At 44.4% G+C, this 18,484-nt stretch carries 15 protein-coding genes and 1 other annotated feature; of the genes, 7 read left to right on the plus strand and 8 right to left on the minus strand.

Features of this window, described 5'->3' with window-relative positions; all coding sequences use genetic code 11:
• Positions 1-22: 22 nt before the first annotated feature.
• Both R7E00_RS17985 and tyrA read left to right on the plus strand, forming a co-directional pair.
• A complete protein-coding gene (locus tag R7E00_RS17985) occupies positions 23-1,099 on the plus strand; it encodes a 3-deoxy-7-phosphoheptulonate synthase (RefSeq protein WP_005381904.1) in 1,077 nt (358 codons plus the stop codon).
• A 21-nt stretch (positions 1,100-1,120) separates the two neighbouring features.
• Complete coding sequence (gene tyrA, locus R7E00_RS17990; RefSeq protein WP_005381901.1) at positions 1,121-2,248, plus strand: bifunctional chorismate mutase/prephenate dehydrogenase; 1,128 nt, start codon at positions 1,121-1,123, stop codon at positions 2,246-2,248.
• Between the two features lie 77 nt (positions 2,249-2,325).
• Here tyrA and R7E00_RS17995 read toward each other — a convergent pair whose 3' ends face one another.
• From R7E00_RS17995 to ettA, 3 genes are all read right to left on the minus strand, one after another.
• On the minus strand, positions 2,326-3,327 hold the full coding sequence (locus tag R7E00_RS17995; protein WP_005381900.1) for a M23 family metallopeptidase: 1,002 nt from the start codon (positions 3,325-3,327) through the stop codon (positions 2,326-2,328).
• Between the two features lie 39 nt (positions 3,328-3,366).
• The gene (locus R7E00_RS18000) at positions 3,367-3,726 is read right to left on the minus strand and encodes a PilZ domain-containing protein (protein WP_033906113.1); all 360 of its coding nucleotides are present in this window, start codon (positions 3,724-3,726) and stop codon (positions 3,367-3,369) included.
• Positions 3,727-3,956: 230 nt separating this feature from the next.
• On the minus strand, positions 3,957-5,624 hold the full coding sequence (ettA, locus tag R7E00_RS18005; RefSeq protein WP_005381894.1) for an energy-dependent translational throttle protein EttA: 1,668 nt from the start codon (positions 5,622-5,624) through the stop codon (positions 3,957-3,959).
• 364 nt (positions 5,625-5,988) lie between these two features.
• On the opposite strand from ettA, the gene sltY reads away from it, so the two are divergent.
• Positions 5,989-7,935 carry a murein transglycosylase gene (sltY, locus tag R7E00_RS18010; RefSeq protein WP_031812891.1) on the plus strand — a complete coding sequence of 649 codons (1,947 nt, stop codon included), beginning with the start codon at positions 5,989-5,991 and terminating at the stop codon, positions 7,933-7,935.
• A gap of 13 nt (positions 7,936-7,948) precedes the next feature.
• Positions 7,949-8,257: a trp operon repressor gene (gene trpR / locus R7E00_RS18015; protein WP_005381892.1), complete on the plus strand. Its 309-nt coding sequence runs from the start codon at positions 7,949-7,951 to the stop codon at positions 8,255-8,257.
• Between the two features lie 110 nt (positions 8,258-8,367).
• Here the strand turns inward: trpR and yjjX are convergent, their stop codons facing one another.
• From yjjX to bamD, 5 genes are all read right to left on the minus strand, one after another.
• Positions 8,368-8,901, minus strand: coding sequence for an inosine/xanthosine triphosphatase (gene yjjX / locus R7E00_RS18020; RefSeq protein ID WP_025768441.1), 534 nt, complete (start codon positions 8,899-8,901; stop codon positions 8,368-8,370).
• Between the two features lie 24 nt (positions 8,902-8,925).
• Positions 8,926-10,104, minus strand: a complete 1,179-nt coding sequence (gene pheA / locus R7E00_RS18025; RefSeq protein WP_017636154.1) for a prephenate dehydratase — start codon at positions 10,102-10,104, stop codon at positions 8,926-8,928.
• A gap of 12 nt (positions 10,105-10,116) precedes the next feature.
• Positions 10,117-10,238 (minus strand) — a sequence feature (Phe leader region).
• A gap of 108 nt (positions 10,239-10,346) precedes the next feature.
• On the minus strand, positions 10,347-10,673 hold the full coding sequence (gene hpf / locus R7E00_RS18030) for a ribosome hibernation-promoting factor, HPF/YfiA family (RefSeq protein ID WP_005381889.1): 327 nt from the start codon (positions 10,671-10,673) through the stop codon (positions 10,347-10,349).
• Positions 10,674-10,998: 325 nt separating this feature from the next.
• A complete protein-coding gene (locus tag R7E00_RS18035) occupies positions 10,999-12,480 on the minus strand; it encodes a lytic transglycosylase F (RefSeq protein WP_315974890.1) in 1,482 nt (493 codons plus the stop codon).
• A gap of 148 nt (positions 12,481-12,628) precedes the next feature.
• Positions 12,629-13,357 (minus strand): outer membrane protein assembly factor BamD, encoded by a 729-nt coding sequence (gene bamD / locus R7E00_RS18040; RefSeq protein WP_005381876.1) that lies wholly within the window; start codon positions 13,355-13,357, stop codon positions 12,629-12,631.
• A 136-nt stretch (positions 13,358-13,493) separates the two neighbouring features.
• Between bamD and rluD the strand changes: the two genes are divergently transcribed.
• The 3 genes from rluD to clpB all read left to right on the plus strand — a co-directional run bounded on the left by rluD (position 13,494) and on the right by clpB (position 17,919).
• A complete protein-coding gene (rluD, locus tag R7E00_RS18045; protein ID WP_005381875.1) occupies positions 13,494-14,471 on the plus strand; it encodes a 23S rRNA pseudouridine(1911/1915/1917) synthase RluD in 978 nt (325 codons plus the stop codon).
• 1 nt (position 14,472) lies between these two features.
• Positions 14,473-15,201 (plus strand): peptidoglycan editing factor PgeF, encoded by a 729-nt coding sequence (gene pgeF / locus R7E00_RS18050; protein WP_132936771.1) that lies wholly within the window; start codon positions 14,473-14,475, stop codon positions 15,199-15,201.
• 144 nt (positions 15,202-15,345) lie between these two features.
• Positions 15,346-17,919, plus strand: a complete 2,574-nt coding sequence (gene clpB, locus R7E00_RS18055) for an ATP-dependent chaperone ClpB (RefSeq protein WP_005381873.1) — start codon at positions 15,346-15,348, stop codon at positions 17,917-17,919.
• Positions 17,920-18,484 lie beyond the last annotated feature (565 nt).

Raw genomic sequence — 18,484 nt, forward strand, 5'->3', positions numbered from 1 at the left:
AATAAATATACAGGTTAGAGTTATGCAGAAAAGTGAGTTGAGCAATATTAATATTATCGAAGAACAGGTTCTTATTACTCCGGAGGAACTAAAAACCAAGCTTCCTTTGAGTGAAAAAGCACGTCGCTTTATTCAAGAGTCTCGTCAAACTATCGCTAATATTATTCACAAGAAGGATCACCGCCTGCTTGTTGTATGCGGTCCATGTTCTATCCACGACGTAGAAGCGGCGAAGGATTACGCAAAGCGACTTAAAGCACTCTCTGAACAACTAAGTGACCAACTGTATATTGTTATGCGTGTTTACTTTGAGAAGCCGCGCACCACGGTCGGCTGGAAAGGCCTGATCAATGACCCACACCTAGACGGCAGTTTCGATATTGAACACGGTCTGCATGTTGGACGCGAACTTCTGGTGGAGTTGGCAGAGATGGAAATCCCGCTCGCGACTGAGGCTCTAGACCCAATTAGCCCACAATACTTGGCGGATACTTTTAGCTGGGCAGCCATCGGTGCTCGTACGACGGAGTCACAAACTCACCGTGAAATGGCAAGCGGCCTGTCTATGCCAATCGGTTTTAAGAATGGCACCGATGGCAGTTTGGCAACCGCAATTAACGCGATGCAAGCTGCGTCCTCTAGCCACCGTTTTATGGGAATTAACCGTGAGGGACAAGTCGCACTGTTGACCACCCAGGGCAATGCTAATGGACATGTGATCTTACGTGGCGGCAAGCAAACTAACTACGATTCGGTATCAGTCACTGAGTGTGAGCAAGAGATGGCGAAATCTGGTCTTGATGCTTCATTAATGGTGGATTGCAGTCACGCCAACTCACGTAAAGATTACCGTCGCCAGCCATTAGTCGCGGAGGATGTGATTCATCAAATCCGTGAAGGCAATAAATCTATTATCGGTCTTATGATTGAAAGCCATATCAATGAAGGAAATCAATCTTCTGACTTAGCTCTTGAAGAGATGAAATACGGTGTATCTATCACTGACGCATGTATCAATTGGGATTCAACTGAGGCACTATTACGTCATGCACATGAAGAGCTAGTGCCTTTCTTAGAAAATCGTCTAAAGGCTAATTAATACAGGATTTAAGGAACATCAATGGCAGTTGAACTTAACGCATTACGCGATCAGATTGATGCAGTCGACAAGCAAATGTTGGAGCTATTGGCTCAGCGTTTAGCGCTCGTAGAGAAAGTTGGGGAAGTAAAAAGCGAACATGGTTTGCCAATTTATGCTCCAGACCGCGAAGCGGCGATGTTAGCTTCTCGTCGCGCTGAAGCTGAAAAAATGGGAATTCCTCCACAGCTTATTGAAGATATTCTGCGTCGAACAATGCGTGAGTCTTATGCCAGCGAGAAAGATTCCGGTTTTAAGTGTTTGAACCCTGATTTACGCTCAGTTGTTATTATTGGTGGTAATGGTCAATTGGGTGGCCTGTTTGGGCGTATGTTCAAATTGTCGGGCTACCAGGTCAAAGTTCTCGGCAGTAAAGACTGGGATCATGCGGATGAGATTCTAGACAACGCGGGTTTAGTCGTGGTCACGGTGCCGATTCATCTAACGGAAGGGGTGATCGAAAAACTGGGGAACTTGCCGCAAGACTGCATTCTGTGTGACCTGACTTCTATCAAGTCGAAGCCTCTGCAAGCAATGTTGAATGTGCACCAAGGTCCTGTGGTTGGTTTGCACCCAATGTTTGGCCCAGATGTTCCGAGCCTTGCCAAGCAGGTTATTGTTTACTGTGATGGCCGTGGTCACGAGCATTACCAATGGCTATTGCAACAGTTTGGGATTTGGGGCGCAAGCTTGTGCCAAATCGATGCACAAGAGCACGATCATGGCATGACGTTGATTCAGGCGCTGCGCCACTTCACGTCGTTTGCTTACGGTATGCACCTTAGCAAAGAGAATCCGAACATCGATCAGTTGTTGAAGTTAAGCTCGCCAATCTACCGCCTTGAATTGGCGATGGTGGGACGACTGTTTGGTCAGGATCCGAACTTGTACGGTGATATCATTTTCTCTTCTCAAGAGAATATCGATATGATCAAGCGATTCCATCAGCGTTTAGGTGATGCGGTAGCGATTTTGGATAGCAGAGACAAAGCGCGATTCATTGAAAGCTTTAAGCAGGTGAGTGATTGGTTTGGTACTTATTCTCAACAATTTATGAATGAGAGCCAAAACTTACTCAAACAGGCGAATGATAATATTCATCGCGGCTAATCACGGGTCATTTAGCCGTGCAGAGTCCGAAACAAAAAGAGCAGCGTAAGCTGCTCTTTTTCGTGTTGATGGACAAATCAGTTCGTCGCAGTATTACTCGTATCTTCACTTGATACTGTGTTGATACTGGTATCGCGATAGGGTGAATTGGTTAAATTGACTTGTAGGCGTACAACGTTATCAATCAATTGAACCAAAGGTCCCCATTTCACTTTTTTCTCTTTTTCAAAGACGTCGTTGAAGTTTTCTGGCGTCCACTCCATTAAGTATTGAGGGTTGAGTGCTCGTCCGAGGAAGCGTACTTCATAGTGCAAGTGTGGCCCTGTGGAGTTGCCAGAGTTACCGCATTGAGCAATGATGTCGCCTTTACTAACAAACTGACCGCTTTTCACTTTGAAGCGTTGTAGATGAGCAAAGGAGCTCATAAAGCCAAATGAGTGACGAATGGTGACATAGTTACCATAACCACGATTGCTCGGGCGAACGGTTTCCACCACACCGTCAGCCGGTGCCAGGATCTCTTCTCCTCTTTTACAAGTCAGATCGATACCAGTATGAACATGCCTCTTACCTGAAATCGGATTAATACGACTGCCGTAAGAAGAAGAAATACGTTGGTATGTGACTGGGCTGTCATTTGGTATCAAACGGAACATCGTCGCGCGAACAGCAGAATCGATAGCGGCTGCGTCAATTCGCTCCTCTAACCCCATGCTGTTCTCATCGATCATCAACTCTTCGTCTGCGAGACCTAAAACCGATTCAACGTCGAATACCCGTTTGCCCAATAGCTGAATTTGATTGTTTTTGTCCGTCAAAGACTGGGAAAGCGAATGATTGGTATCAAGCTGTTCTTCGTAAAGAGCCGTCACTTCGGCCTTTTCACTTTCCAGTTTGGCGATGATTTGTGTTAGTTCGTCTTTATTGTGCATCTGCTGCTGATTAAGGTACCACGCGCCACCAACGACGGCGGGTAATGCCAATACTGAAGCAAATACTGCTAGGACCGAACTGCGGCCCAAATAGAACTGCTGATCGCCGTCTTTCGTCGGGATCTGCATGATGATTTTTTTAGACATAGTTATTGTTACTTAAATAGGCGTTCATTTATTTTTCTCCTAAAAACCAGAGAGGTGCTCTAACTCTCGATTCAGAAGGTCGTTATTGCCTACATTCAATTCTATAAATCGTTTTAGTTGGCTAATGCTTTCGATGTCTATCTTAGCGATCTTCAACCTAATCTCACACTTAGAGAGATCCACAACTTGCGCTTTTAACGTAATCACTTGTTCGGATTGATCAAATGAAAAAGTCACATGGACTGGAAGGGTTGGATCCAAAGCCTCAGTCTCTTCCACTTTCATGAGTAAACCATGCAAGGAAAGATCTTGAATCCTAGCTTCAATTGCCAAGTCACGTTGTTCTATCTTAGCTGGAGCTTGATGGAGAATACGTGAAAAGCGTCGTCTCTCTGTCATATGAATATTCTCGTCAGGTCGTCAAACAGAATTGAATAGTATATCAATACGAACAAAAAATGTTCGATTGTTGTTTGAAAAGTGTCGAAGTCGCTACAGAGTGACGTAAGTGCAATGTCATGTTCTTAACGAACGAGACGGGCTAATGAGCTCTTTTTATAACAAAGAAAACAAAGGCCGCTATGATAGCGGCCTTTGTACAAATTACAATCAAACTTTGTGGGTTGCGATTACTTCGCAATACGCTTGTATTTGATACGGTGTGGTTCTGCGGCTTCAGGACCCAATGTTTTCTTCAACCAATCCATGTACTCTGTGTAGTTACCTTCGTAGAAGTTAACTTGGCCTTCGTCACGGTAGTCAATGATGTGGGTAGCGATACGGTCAAGGAACCAACGGTCGTGCGAGATAACCATTGCACAACCAGGGAACTCTAGTAACGCTTCTTCTAGAGCACGCAGTGTTTCAACGTCAAGGTCATTGGTTGGTTCGTCGAGTAGCAACACGTTACCGCCCGCTTTAAGCAGCTTCGCAAGGTGGACACGGTTACGCTCACCACCCGATAGTTCACCAATAATCTTTTGTTGGTCACTGCCTTTAAAGTTAAAGCGTGAACAGTATGCACGAGCTGGGATTTCAAAGTTGTTGATCTTAATGATATCAGCACCTTCAGAGATCTCTTGGAATACGGTTTTAGAATCGTCCATGCTGTCACGGAACTGATCGACCGATGCCAGTTTTACTGTATCGCCCATCTCAATTGTGCCCGAGTCTGGTTGTTCAGTACCACTTAACATCTTGAATAGCGTCGATTTACCTGCGCCGTTAGCACCGATGATACCAACAATTGCACCTTTAGGGATGCTGAATGACAGGTCATCAATCAGAACTCGACCGTCAAATGACTTGGTCAGGTTCTTCACTTCAATAACCTTATCACCTAGACGCTCACCTGGTGGGATAAACAGTTCATTGGTTTCATTACGTTTTTGATGATCAGAGCTTTGCAGTTCTTCAAAGCGAGCCATACGTGCTTTTGACTTCGCTTGACGACCTTTAGGGTTTTTACGTACCCACTCAAGCTCTTTCTCGATAGTCTTTTGGCGAGCACTCTCTTGGGAGGCTTCTTGTTGTAGACGAGCGTCTTTTTGCTCCAGCCATGAGGTGTAGTTGCCTTCCCATGGGATACCTTCACCACGGTCCAGTTCTAAGATCCAGCCCGCAGCGTTATCTAGGAAGTAACGGTCGTGGGTGATGGCTACTACGGTACCTGTGTAATCCACTAAGAAGCGCTCTAGCCAAGCCACTGATTCTGCATCTAGGTGGTTGGTAGGTTCATCAAGCAGTAGCATGTCTGGCTTAGAAAGTAGCAAGCGACAAATAGCCACACGGCGGCGTTCACCACCTGATAGGTGCGCAATTTTTTGGTCCCATTCAGGTAAACGAAGTGCGTTTGCCGCACGCTCAAGCGCATTTTCTAGGTTGTGGCCATCTTTCGCTTGGATAAGGGCTTCTAGCTCGCCTTGCTCTTTTGCAAGTGCGTCGAAGTCTGCATCTGGTTCAGCGTATGCTGCGTAGACTGCGTCCAAACGTTTCAGAGCGTCAGCAACGTCAGCAACCGCTTCTTCAACAACTTCACGAACGGTTTTTGATTCGTCTAATACTGGTTCCTGAGGTAGGTAACCTACGTTTAGACCAGGTTGTGGACGCGCTTCACCGTCGATATCCGTGTCGATACCTGCCATGATACGTAGCAGTGTGGATTTACCTGCACCGTTCAGACCTAAAACACCGATTTTCGCACCAGGGAAGAAGCTCAGAGAGATGTCTTTAAGAATTTGACGCTTAGGTGGCACAATTTTGCTCACCCGCGACATGGTATATACGTATTCAGCCATTGCCGATCGTTCCTAAATTAACTGTCATTCAAACCCATCATTTTATACCAAGTGCTTTGTTTTTGTTACCGCATTGCAAGAATTTCCCTAACGAATGGATTTCTTATTTTGAGCTGACCGGAAACTTACACGGTTAGGGTATACACTTTTGTTATTCGTTAAGAATGACGAAGTGTTTTCTATGCGAGTTAGAAACGCTTTGTCTCCATCGTCTTAAAAATTTGACGAGTACAATTTTTAATACACTAAGTTGCTTTACATGGACATCTGCATTCTGTGTAAATAGATGCATGTGTGAAAATTGCCTTAACATCACATGAACTCTAACAAAACTAGGCTTTAGGGCAGTATATGTCTGGGGAAAATGACACAAATGAGATTCAACGTATCTGAATTGGCTAAAAACGTATGCTGCGCCGCCGCGTTGTGTGCTATGAGTTTGAGTGCTAATGCCGCGCTGAGTTTGGAAAAGCAGCGCGAAGTATATGAGCAAGCTCAAGATTTATTAGATAAAAATGACATCGACGGATACCTTTCGATTCGTCCTAAAATTTCTGACTATCCACTAACGCCTTATGTGGATTACCGCACTTTTATTAGACAGTTACCGGAAAAGTCACCACAACAGGTGAACGAGTTTATTTCTGAGCACGAGTCTTTTCCATTTTCTCGTCGAGTTCGCGCTCCATACCTCAATCATCTTTATAAGCAAAAAGATTGGAAAACCATTACTGAGTTTCAAAAAGTCATTCCTAGTGGTGAGCGTTACCAATGTATTTTCTACGTCGCTCAATTAAAGCAAGGCAAGAAAGTCGCGGCGTTTAAAGGGGCTGAACATATGTGGTTACGTGGCATCAGCATTGCTGATGAGTGTGACCCATTATTTGAAGCATGGGACAAGGCGGGTGAGCGTACCGATGAACTGATTCTACAGCGTATGTTACTGGCGTTTGATGCTCGTAATGGCGGTTTGATGAGTTACTTGCTCAAACTGCCTAAATCAGCGCAGGCAAAGCAACAAGCCAAAGAAATGAAAGCGTTGTTTGATAATCCTTCAAGTGTTGCGGAATTCGCGAAGAAAAAACCTGCGAATGATTTTAATCGAGCGCAAAGTGAATATGCGTTAGAAAAGTTGGCTCGCATGAACACTAGCCAAGCACAAGGTGCGTACGATGCTGTCATTAAAGGACAGAAGTTTTCTCCAGAAAAAGCGCAAGAACTTGCCGACTATATTGCATTTCGATTGACTCGTACGGAGTCTGAGTCATTAGCTAAATGGCGCGATGATAAAACGAAAACCAGTCAGTACTTACCGTTGATTGAAACGCGCATCCGCTTAGCGATTCAAAATGCAGATTGGAAAGGCGTACAAGAGTGGATTGCTGTTCTAAATAAAGAAGAACAAGCCACGCTACGCTGGCAATATTGGCTTGGAAGAAGTGAAATAGCGTTAGGTGATGACATCGCGGGGAAACAGCGTTTAGCAACTCTGCTTGGGCAACGAAACTTCTACAGTGTGGCTGCCGCCAATGCAATCGGGCAATCAATCAAATATCCAACGCATACGGTTAAGTTGGATAAGAAAGTTGTTCAACCCTATCAAGACTCGTTAGCTCGTATCGAAGAGTTGATCGCGACGGATAAAATCGCAGCAGCGAAGAGTGAATGGGCACACTTACTGCGCCGCGTAGGGAAAGATGAAAAGGCGATGTTGGCGGCTTATGCATCATTTAAACGTTGGCATCACCTAACGGTGACCGCGAGTATTCAAGCGCAGATGTGGGATAATATCGAACTTAGGTTCCCAATAGCACACCGCTGGTGGTTTAACTTTTATGCGAAAAAGCACAACATTGATCCCGTCACGATGATGTCTCTCGCTCGACAGGAAAGTGCGTTAGATGTTGAAGCCCGCTCTCCAGTTGGCGCTCGTGGTCTTATGCAGATCATGCCTGCGACGGCGAAGTACACGGCACGTAAATATAAGTTGAGTTATCAAGGTACGCAGGATCTCTACAATGTAGGAAAAAATATCGAAATTGGTAGCCATTATTTGCAAGGTTTATTAGAGGATTACGATAATAATCGTATTTTTGCTCTTGCTGCTTATAATGCAGGTCCTAACAGAGTAAAAACGTGGCGAGAGCGTACCCAAGGAAAAGTGGATGCTTATGCCTTTATTGAGGCAATTCCATTTAAAGAGACGCGCGGTTATGTACAAAACATCTTGATGTTTGAAACATACTATCGTGATCTTTTGGGTATCGATGGCGCGTTCTTGAATCAACATGAGATCAATACCAAGTATTGAGTGAGGTAACTTGATGTCGCACGAACCCGAGTACAAAGACTGGCAACAGATTATTGAGCTAATTCGAACAAGTATGGGCACCCAGCAAGATGACATGCTGTTAACAATGCTGATGTCACGTGATGAGAGAGAGTCATTAATATCACGCGTTAATATAATTAACGAACTTCTTAAAGGAGAATTATCTCAACGTCAGATCAGTCAGATGCTTGGTGTGGGCATTGCCACCATTACTCGTGGTTCTAACGAACTAAAGTCGAAATCTGATGAAGAAAAAGACAAGTTGAAAGTCTTGTTAGAACAAGTTGCGGTATCTAAGTAGACAGTATATCCAATTTGCTTTTAGGCCTTGGTGTTACAATTGACTAAGATAACGTATTACAAAGGGCGGAAATATCCGCCCTTTTGCGTATCTAGAGAATAGGCTGAGTGTTATAAATTTGAAGGAAAGTGCTCAGGGTTTGTGAATGGAATCAAAGCCAGAATCAAGGCTTGGTGATAGACCGAGCTTCGAGTTAGCTGGTTTTGGGTTAGTAGGCTAATAGCGCCACCTTTCTGTTTGATGTTATCAGTACCAAACACTTTGTCCATTACATCTCCCAACTCATTCGCATCCTTGAGTTTTTCCAAGACTTTTGGCGGCAACATTAAGCTTGCAGAACGAGATTCACCGCGGTGAGTCTCTGACTCAACCACCATCCAAGCAAACGTCACGTTTGCTTCAATTCCCGCTTCGAGACCGACATAGTAATCCGCGTTTGGCATCTCTACTTTTGCGTTTTTAACGCGGTTTAGCGCACCACGATGAGTTTCTTCATTCGTCATGGGCTGATCTGCGACCTCACTCGGTACACTGATGCCAACGAAGTTGAACTCTTGATGCGGAAATGCATTACGAAATGCACTTTGAACTGCATTAATTTTGGCTGGGTTTAGCGATGCGATTACGACTTTTTGGGTTGCCATGATCTTTTTACTCACTGGTGTCTATTAACTCAATTTTACTTGCGTAGGCTTTACGTTCTCACTCGGGTAACAGCCTAATACTTTCAAGTGCTTAGTGATTTTTGTTAGCTCTTCAAGTGCCTGTTGCATTTCTGTCGAAGCAAGATGTGATGTCAAGTCTACGTAGAACATCTCTTCCCACGGGTTCCCCATAATTGGGCGTGATTCTAGCTTGGTCATATTGATGCCGTAACGTTGCAGCACTAATAGTGTTTCAACCAATGAACCTGCCTCTTGGGAGGTCGACATGATCAATGTGGTTTTTGCTGGAATCTGAGTAGAAACTTCAACCGGTTTACGAGCAACCACGATAAAGCGAGTATGGTTTTCGGTTTGGTTTGCGATGTTGCCTTGAATTGCTTGCAAGCCATATAGCTTACCGCTTGATGCATTACCAATTGCAGCTACATCATCACGATCCATCTCTTGGACTTTCTGCATTGCATCTGCTGTGCTCGCGCAGGACTCCAGCTTTACTCCTTTCATACGGCTTAAAAACTCACTGCACTGTTGGTGTGGCTGAGGGTGAGAATACAGCGTTTTAATATCTTCCAGACGAATGTCTTTTTTCGCAACCAAGCAGTGTTCGATTGGTTGAGTTAGCTCTCCAACGATGTAAAGCGTCGTGTGTTGTAGTAAGTCATACACTTCATTAATAGAGCCTGAGCTGGTGTTTTCGATTGGCAGAACGCCATAATCAGCATGGCCAGATTCAACCGTTTGAGTCACTTCTTTAAAGTGCTCGCAGTTGAGCTCGATAAGCTCCGTATTTTTACGACTGAAGTATTCGCGACTTGCCAAGTGCGAATAAGAGCCTTTGGCTCCTAAAAATGCGACGCGAGCAAGTGGCTTACGGCTTTGCTGTGGGTTAACGAGATTTTGCAGATAACTTTGTTGAAGCAGAACTGAGTCTTCAATGATGGTATGGAAAAGTTTGGTGATGTACTGCGCGTCAAGTTCGTATTTATCTTGGCCATTAGAAATCAGCTTGACCAATAATTGCTGTTCACGGACGGCGTCGCGAACAGGCTTTGAGGTTTGTACTTTGCTTTTGGCTACTTCAATGCTGAGTTTACGGCGCTCAGACAACAAGCTGAGAAGTTGGTCATCCAACTCATTCAAGCGTAAACGAATTTCTTCGAGGGAAATAGGTTGGTCAGTCATCAATTCTTTCCTTATAAAAAAGCCTCCCGATTTGGGAGGCTTTCTGTTTGTTTTTGACTTTTCTTTCACAAACGAGTTCGCCCCTCCAACTATGGGAGGAAAAAGAAGTCAAAAATAAACAGTGAGGTTAAATGCATAAATAGTGCTTAATTTATGAGTGTTTAAACACAATAAGCAAGGCTGGGGAGAGCGTCAAGCAAAAAAATAGCGCCTTTCGGCGCTATTTCCTCAATATGTTCAGTTTACTCTTCTTCTTCCACTAGCTCAGGCTTACTTGCACGTCGAGCTTCAGGTTTGTGGGTCAGCTTGTTCAATTGTCGTTCTAGTTTTTGCTCCACTTCGTTGATAGCTGCGTAAAGATCTTCGTGAGTTGCTGAGGCAATGAGCTGGCCTTTAGGAACTTTGATAACCGCTTCGAATTTCTTCTGTTTGTTTGGTTCCTCACTGAAAGTTGCTTGGCAACCAATTAGGTCTACTTGCCATTTCTCCAGTTTTTTAAATTTGCTCTCAATATGAGCTCGGATTGCAGAGGTGATTTCGATGTTTTTGCCAGTGATATTCATTGTCATAAGTGTTTTTCCTCTGTTGCATCCCTCATGGGTTGAGTTCAGATTACCGCTTTAAGCATAAAAAAATGTGATTCAGATCATTATTTTGCTTGGGTTTTTTATGATGAAAAATGAATGTGATCTCACTCAAGAACTTCTGAGATTTATCGTGAAATTGCTTGTTATCGGTTAGTAAATCCGTAGATTGGATAGAGTACTCAGCTGAAAACGGCCTCGTTTTTAGGGAAGTTTTACGGCCTAATATTTGAGGTGGTTAAAATTTAACTACACGTAAGGTGTGATGACGATCACTGAGTCTTTCCAATGAATCCATTTAAAAAGCCGCTTACTGTACAAGCGGCTTTTTACTGTCTGGCATTTGGCTGACTTTTCGTAGCGGTATCATGAAAATGGGGTCTTTTGGGGCTAGTGAAACCCTTTCTAGACTTTTGACTTGGTCCAAACTTTCTAGTTGTTTGTATATTATGTAGTAGCGATTAATGCTTGTGACGTACCCAACCGTTGAGCTTAAACTTTTCCGCATAACGACTTCCACGTTATTAAACCAAACATTAGGATCGTAACCTTGTTGGGCTGCACGCTTACGAATACGCTCTACATTACCGGGGCCCGCATTGTAAGCCGCCAATGTAAAGTAGAGTTTATTTTGTGCAGTGATATCAGGATCACTGAAGTACTGCTTACGCAAAAAAGCTAAGTATTTCACTCCAGCATGAATGTTGTTTTCTAATTGTCGAACATTTTTGATATTGATATTCGGATCTTGAGCGGTGCTGGGTAGGACTTGCATTATGCCAACGGCACCTCGGCTTCCAACTAGGTCGTTATTAAATCCTGATTCCTTGTAAGCGATTGCAGCGATCAGTAAATAGTCGATATCGTATTTCTCACCATAGCGTGAAAATAGCGCCGCGAGCTTTTCTAGTTGAGCAATTTTCTTAGGGTTAAGAGCTCTGTTCAACCATCCCGTGTTATCGATGTATTTACCGTAAATAACGTTACCGAGTAGTGTCCCAGAGCGAGACTTCTGGATGAACTTATTCACGACGGCTTTTAATTTGGGACTATTTTCTCGCATTGCCCAAGCAATTTTGCCATTTTTGCGGATAGGGATTTTTTTATGCACCCGAATATCATCCATCACTTTCAGCCAAAGCTTGGCTTTATGGCTATCGAGAACAATGGCTCTGACGTAACCATTGTTGAGCATTCCGACCAGCTCATAATCTTGAAGTGTTTCTTCAATAAAGTGCACGATAACAGGCGGTAAGCCTTTTTTGTTTAGTTTCTTATTTAGTGTCTGAATGCTTTCAAAGTAGCTAGAGCTGGCGCGCACCCAAATCTCTTTGCCGCTCAGTTGTTCGATTTTCGTCATCGTTGGTGTGCTTTTGTTTGTCACTACCCACTCTTGAATGTCAGTGAGAATGGGTGAACTGAACTCCACTTTCTGTTTGCGCGTGTCGGTAATAGTCAGGTTGGCGACAACTAAGTCTCCTGAACCGTTTTCTAAGGCTGGCAGTAGCAGGTCGCGGGCAACAGGAATAATTTGTACGTCAAGCTTTGGTTTGAGTTTACGAAGGTCTTTTTCGAAATGCGCTAGCAATTCCGCGCCTATGCCTTTTGGTGTGCCGCCCTCAATGTAGTAAAAGCCTAAATCAGCAGAAACTAAGACGCGCAGTACATTCTTCTCCTTGATGACATCGAGGTCCCCGGTATAAGGAGGCTGTTTGAGCGGCGAGATTTGCAGTGCGCAAACGGAAGCAGACAATAGGAGCAGCATAACTGCGCAAAGCTTAGATATCGTCACGTTCACATCCTTTTTATAAAGGGGGGAGGAGAACTTTAAGCATATGTGGAGCTAGGAAGATCATCAAGAAAGGGCTGAATACACTATTGAGAGTAATAAAAAACCGCCACGGTAAAAACGGTGGCGGTTCAGTTTAAAGCAAGTTCAATTACTTCACAGGGTTGAGCTCGATAAGCTTTTCAGTTCTTGCTACGGCGTCTTCCAAACCAAGTTGCTTGTAGGCCTCTAACTGGATAGTCAGTGACTTACGTGCAGCTTCTGTGTCTGGATACGCTTTTTGTAGCTCTTGGCTACGATTAATAGCAGCGACCCAAGCTTCACGGCGAAGGTAGAAGTCAGCAGTCGCTAAATCATAGTTCGCTAGACGGTTTTTCAGCGCGACCATACGTTTTTGTGAATCTTCTGCATATGGGCTATTCGGGTAGCGTTGAAGCAGTTTTTTGAAGTCATCAAACGCTTTTTTTACCGGTTCAGGATCGCGATCGCTTCGATCTACGCTGAATAAATCATGCATAAAGTTACGATCTTGCGCCATGTGGCTTAGACCTCGCATGTACAGCACCCAATCCATCTTTTCATGGGTTGGGTTTAAACGCATAAAGCGAGAAATGGTTGCCAAGCCCAAAGCAAGGTCGTCGTTTTTGTAGTACGCATAGATTAGGTCAAGCTGCACCTGTTCTGAGTAGGCACCGAATGGGTAACGTGAGTCTAATGCTTCCAGTTTCTCAATTGCAGAAAGCCAATTACCACTTTGAAGAGAAATCTGTGCGTCTGCATACAGTTCCGAAGGCGGCACATCAGGAACGATTTCTTCTTTGCTTGCACATCCAAACAGAAGGGATACCGCTAAAAGGCCTGTTAAAGTCTGACGTTTCATATCAGGAGTCTGTTCCTTGAATCTAAATATTTCTTAAGCTGCCGTTACTTTCTTTCCAGTAACAGATACAATGACGTAATAGTCTATTTTTTCACAGTCGTGAGCATTAGTCTCACAGTTTTTAAAAAAGTTCGATATGGCTCAGCAGATTGTATTAACAAATACCGTAAAAGATAGCCAGTTAGGTCAACGTTTAGACCAAGCTATCGCCGAATTATTCGCGGACTTCTCTCGCTCGCGCCTAAAAGAGTGGCTGCTTGATGGGAAAGTTCAAGTTGATGGTGAAGTTGTCACTAAACCTCGTACCAAAGTAATGGGTGGCGAGGAAATTACATTGCAAGCCGAGTTAGAAGATGAAGAACGCTGGGAAGCGCAAGATATCCCGCTAGATATCGTCTATGAAGATGAAGATATTATCGTTATCAACAAACCTCGTGACTTTGTGGTTCATCCGGGCGCTGGTACGCCTGATGGCACTGTACTTAATGCGTTGTTGCATCATTACCCTGATATTGCAGAAGTACCTCGTGCAGGTATCGTGCACCGTTTGGATAAAGACACAACGGGTTTGATGGTGGTGGCGAAAACCGTTCCTGCACAAACTCGTCTGGTTCGCGCACTGCAAAAACGTAATATTACTCGTGAGTACGAAGCGATAGCTATTGGTCGTATGACAGCGGGCGGTAAAGTGGATCAACCTATTGGTCGTCACTCTACTAAGCGCACGCTTATGGCGGTAGCACCAATGGGCAAACCAGCAGTAACGCACTACCGTGTTGCTGAACGCTTCCGCGAACACACGCGTATTCGCTTGCGTCTAGAAACGGGTCGTACGCACCAGATTCGTGTGCACATGTCTTATCTTCAGCATCCGCTGCTCGGTGATATTGCATATGGTGGACGTGCTCGCATCCCGACAGGTGCGTCTGAAGAGCTAACGGCAATGATCCGTGGCTTCGATCGCCAAGCATTGCATGCAGTAATGCTGCGCTTTGAGCACCCAATTACGGGCGAAGTTCTTGAGTTTCATGCCCCTGTGCCTGATGACATGGTTGTGATGACTGAAGCGCTTCGTCAAGATACAGAAGAGCACGGCTTACCGGAAGAATTCTAATATGAAGACGATCATTCCGAACTGGCCAGCGCCTAAAAATGTCAAAGCTTTCGCCTCAACACGCATAGGCGGATTTTCGACAGGCCCTTACCAAGGGCTAAATTTAGGTACTCACGTTGGGGATGATTTGTCTTTAGTAGAGAAGAACCGAGCTTGGTTGGCGCAACAGGCAAGCATGCCAAATGCGCCAATCTGGTTAAACCAAACGCATTCAACCGTTGTGGCTCAAGCAAATGAACCAACAACACAGGTGCTTGATGCGGATGGTGTATCTACTTCTTCAAGCCATGTTGTTTGTTCAGCGATGACCGCCGATTGTTTACCTGTATTATTGACTAATACACAAGGTACGCAAGTAGCCGCTGTTCACGCAGGTTGGCGCGGCTTAGCAAATGGCATTGTCGAAAATGCGTTAGCGTTGTTTTCTGGTGAAGTGATAGCGTGGCTTGGCCCCGCCATTGGCCCTCAAGCCTTCGAAGTGGGTGAAGATGTTCTGCAAGCTTTTGTTGATTTTGATTCACAGGCGAATCAAGCATTTGCTCCACGCGATATCGACGGTAAATGGTTTGCTGACATGTCGGTGCTGGCAACGCAACGTCTAAACCGGGCTGGTGTGACACAAGTGTTTGATTCTGGACTTTGTACTTACCAAGATAAAGCCTCTTTTTACTCTTATCGCCGTGATGGTAAGACTGGTCGACAAGCAACCTTTATTTGGATCGAAGACTAGCTATAAGCACCAAAGTGCTAAGATGCATACTACTATTTTTGCAAAGCTATCTTTATTCATTCACTCCCTTGAAATTCCCCACCCGAGTATCCATCTTTCTAACTGTCAAAAGAATTTCCTTTAGTTGAGGTTAGGAAGGTAGATATGCGTCTTGATCGATTCACAAGTAAGTTTCAAATCGCTATCTCTGATGCTCAATCACTAGCGTTAGGGCGCGATCATCAATATATCGAGCCAGTTCACCTCATGGTGGCTTTGCTTGATCAAAATGGCAGTCCAATTCGTCCATTGCTTACTATGCTGGATGTGGACGTAACGCATTTACGCTCTAAATTGAGTGAAATGTTAGATCGATTACCAAAAGTCAGTGGCATCGGTGGGGATGTTCAGCTCTCTAGCTCGATGGGCACATTGTTTAACCTGTGTGACAAAGTGGCGCAAAAGCGTCAAGACTCCTATATCTCGTCTGAAGTCTTCCTGCTTGCCGCTTTAGAAGATCGCGGACCATTGGGGCAATTGCTCAAAGAGATCGGCTTAACAGAGCAAAAAGTCAGCCAGGCAATCGAAAAGATCAGAGGTGGTCAAAAGGTCAATGATCCGAATGCAGAAGAGCTTCGTCAAGCATTGGAAAAGTTCACCATAGACCTTACCGAACGTGCAGAGCAAGGTAAATTGGATCCGGTTATCGGCCGTGATGATGAAATCCGTCGTACTATCCAGGTATTGCAGCGTCGTACTAAAAACAACCCTGTGATTATCGGTGAACCAGGCGTAGGTAAGACAGCAATTGTTGAAGGCTTAGCGCAGCGCATAGTTAACAATGAAGTACCTGAAGGTCTGCGTGGTCGCCGTGTGCTATCACTGGATATGGGCGCACTGGTTGCTGGCGCGAAATACCGTGGGGAATTTGAAGAGCGTTTAAAATCAGTATTGAATGAACTTGCTAAAGAAGAAGGCAACGTCATCCTCTTCATTGATGAACTACACACTATGGTCGGTGCTGGTAAAGGTGAAGGCTCAATGGATGCGGGCAACATGCTAAAACCGGCATTAGCTCGTGGTGAGCTGCACTGTGTTGGCGCAACAACATTGGATGAATATCGTCAGTACATCGAAAAAGATGCAGCATTAGAACGTCGTTTCCAAAAAGTGCTGGTGGATGAGCCGACCGTTGAGGATACCGTGGCGATTTTACGTGGCTTGAAGGAGCGTTATGAGCTTCATCATCACGTCGAAATTACCGACCCAGCGATTGTTGCTGCGGCGAGTTTGTCACATCGCTATGTCTCCGACCGTCAGTTGCCGGATAAAGCGATTGACTTGATTGACGAAGCGGCTTCAAGCATTCGTTTACAAATTGACTCTAAGCCAGAGTCCTTGGATAAGCTTGAGCGTAAAATCATCCAACTCAAAATTGAGCAACAAGCACTAAGTAACGAGCACGATGAAGCGAGTGAAAAGCGTTTGAAAGCGCTTAATGAAGAACTCAATGAAAAAGAACGTGAGTACGCTGAACTAGAAGAGGTTTGGAATACAGAAAAAGCAGCTCTTTCTGGTACTCAACATATTAAGTCTGAGCTTGAACAAGCTCGTATGGACATGGAGTTTGCTCGCCGAGCTGGTGATCTAAACCGCATGTCGGAGCTTCAATATGGTCGTATTCCTGAACTTGAGAAGCAGTTAGATCTTGCAACCCAAGCTGAAATGCAGGAAATGACGCTATTGCGTAATAAAGTAACCGACAACGAGATTGCAGAAGTACTTTCTAAGCAAACCGGTATTCCGGTATCCAAGATGCTAGAAGCGGAAAAAGAGAAACTACTTCGCATGGAAGACGTGCTGCATAATCGTGTGGTAGGTCAAAGCGAAGCGGTCTCTGTTGTATCGAATGCCATTCGTCGTAGTCGAGCTGGGCTTTCTGATCCAAACCGACCAATTGGCTCCTTCTTATTCTTAGGTCCAACTGGTGTGGGTAAAACAGAGCTTTGTAAGACACTTGCGAGCTTTATGTTCGACAGTGAAGATGCGATGGTCCGTATCGATATGTCTGAGTTCATGGAGAAACACTCAGTGGCAAGGTTGGTTGGTGCTCCTCCAGGCTATGTCGGATATGAAGAGGGTGGTTACTTAACTGAAGCGGTTCGTCGCAAGCCGTATTCGGTAATTTTGTTAGACGAAGTAGAGAAAGCGCATCCGGATGTATTTAACATTCTGCTGCAAGTTCTCGATGATGGGCGTTTAACGGATGGTCAAGGTCGTACTGTTGACTTCCGTAATACGGTTGTGATCATGACATCTAACTTGGGTTCATCTCGTATCCAAGAGAATTTCGCAACATTAGACTATCAAGGTATCAAGAGTGAAGTGATGGATGTGGTTAGCAAACACTTCCGCCCAGAGTTCTTGAACCGTGTTGACGAAATCGTGGTGTTCCATCCACTTGGTCAAGAGCACATTAAGTCCATTGCTTCTATTCAATTGGAACGTTTGGCGAAACGACTAGAGGAGAAAGGCTATCAACTAGAAGTTTCCGACAAAGCACTCGACTTGATCGCTCAAGTTGGTTTCGATCCTGTGTATGGTGCGCGTCCTTTAAAACGTGCAATTCAGCAGAATGTCGAGAACCCGTTAGCCAAATCAATTCTTTCTGGTGAAATCGTTCCAGACAAGACAGTGCAGCTAATTGTTACTAATGACCAAATTTGTGCTCATCAATAATTGTATGGATACAGTAAAATTGAGATAAAAATCACACTAAAGGGGCCGTTTGGCCCCTTTTCTATAGTTTTTTAGAGTCTTTTGTCTGTTTTCTATACGAATAAACTAAAAAGGTGAGTTTTTTTAAAAAATGCACTTGTGTTCTTTAATGAACTCCCTATAATGCGCCTCCGTTGTCACGGGAAAGCAAGTGAAGCGGAACCTAAACAACTACGGTTAGTGAGTTAAAATTAACTCGCAGATAAATAACTTAAAAAAGTGTTTGACACGATAAGTTATCTAGCTAAAATAGCCGTCCACTTTGAAGAGAACTTCGAAGTGTGCTCTTTAACAATATAGACCTATCAATCTGTGTGGGCACTCGTTGATGATGATCCAATTAGATACCTCGGTATCAAATTAGGTTTCAATGATACGAAGTGACCATTGAATCGAAAGATTCAGCACAGTCAATTCAAACATTACTTCTGCTATTTATTAGCGAAAGGAATGTTCAGTATTCATTGAGCCGAACAAAATCTTAAATTGAAGAGTTTGATCATGGCTCAGATTGAACGCTGGCGGC

The organism is Vibrio sp. Vb1755 (genome assembly GCF_033338635.1).
In the GTDB taxonomy this organism is placed as follows: domain Bacteria; phylum Pseudomonadota; class Gammaproteobacteria; order Enterobacterales; family Vibrionaceae; genus Vibrio; species Vibrio alginolyticus.

What these genes read in the sequence shown, in the direction of transcription:
- R7E00_RS17985 (WP_005381904.1), top strand. Translation starts at nt 23, where the DNA reads ATGCAGAAAAGTGAGTTGAGCAATATTAATATTATCGAAGAACAGGTT.
- tyrA (WP_005381901.1), top strand. Translation starts at nt 1,121, where the DNA reads ATGGCAGTTGAACTTAACGCATTACGCGATCAGATTGATGCAGTCGAC.
- R7E00_RS17995 (WP_005381900.1), bottom strand. Translation starts at nt 3,327, where the DNA reads ATGTCTAAAAAAATCATCATGCAGATCCCGACGAAAGACGGCGATCAG.
- R7E00_RS18000 (WP_033906113.1), bottom strand. Translation starts at nt 3,726, where the DNA reads ATGACAGAGAGACGACGCTTTTCACGTATTCTCCATCAAGCTCCAGCT.
- ettA (WP_005381894.1), bottom strand. Translation starts at nt 5,624, where the DNA reads ATGGCTGAATACGTATATACCATGTCGCGGGTGAGCAAAATTGTGCCA.
- sltY (WP_031812891.1), top strand. Translation starts at nt 5,989, where the DNA reads ATGACACAAATGAGATTCAACGTATCTGAATTGGCTAAAAACGTATGC.
- trpR (WP_005381892.1), top strand. Translation starts at nt 7,949, where the DNA reads ATGTCGCACGAACCCGAGTACAAAGACTGGCAACAGATTATTGAGCTA.
- yjjX (WP_025768441.1), bottom strand. Translation starts at nt 8,901, where the DNA reads ATGGCAACCCAAAAAGTCGTAATCGCATCGCTAAACCCAGCCAAAATT.
- pheA (WP_017636154.1), bottom strand. Translation starts at nt 10,104, where the DNA reads ATGACTGACCAACCTATTTCCCTCGAAGAAATTCGTTTACGCTTGAAT.
- hpf (WP_005381889.1), bottom strand. Translation starts at nt 10,673, where the DNA reads ATGACAATGAATATCACTGGCAAAAACATCGAAATCACCTCTGCAATC.
- bamD (WP_005381876.1), bottom strand. Translation starts at nt 13,357, where the DNA reads ATGAAACGTCAGACTTTAACAGGCCTTTTAGCGGTATCCCTTCTGTTT.
- rluD (WP_005381875.1), top strand. Translation starts at nt 13,494, where the DNA reads ATGGCTCAGCAGATTGTATTAACAAATACCGTAAAAGATAGCCAGTTA.
- pgeF (WP_132936771.1), top strand. Translation starts at nt 14,473, where the DNA reads ATGAAGACGATCATTCCGAACTGGCCAGCGCCTAAAAATGTCAAAGCT.
- clpB (WP_005381873.1), top strand. Translation starts at nt 15,346, where the DNA reads ATGCGTCTTGATCGATTCACAAGTAAGTTTCAAATCGCTATCTCTGAT.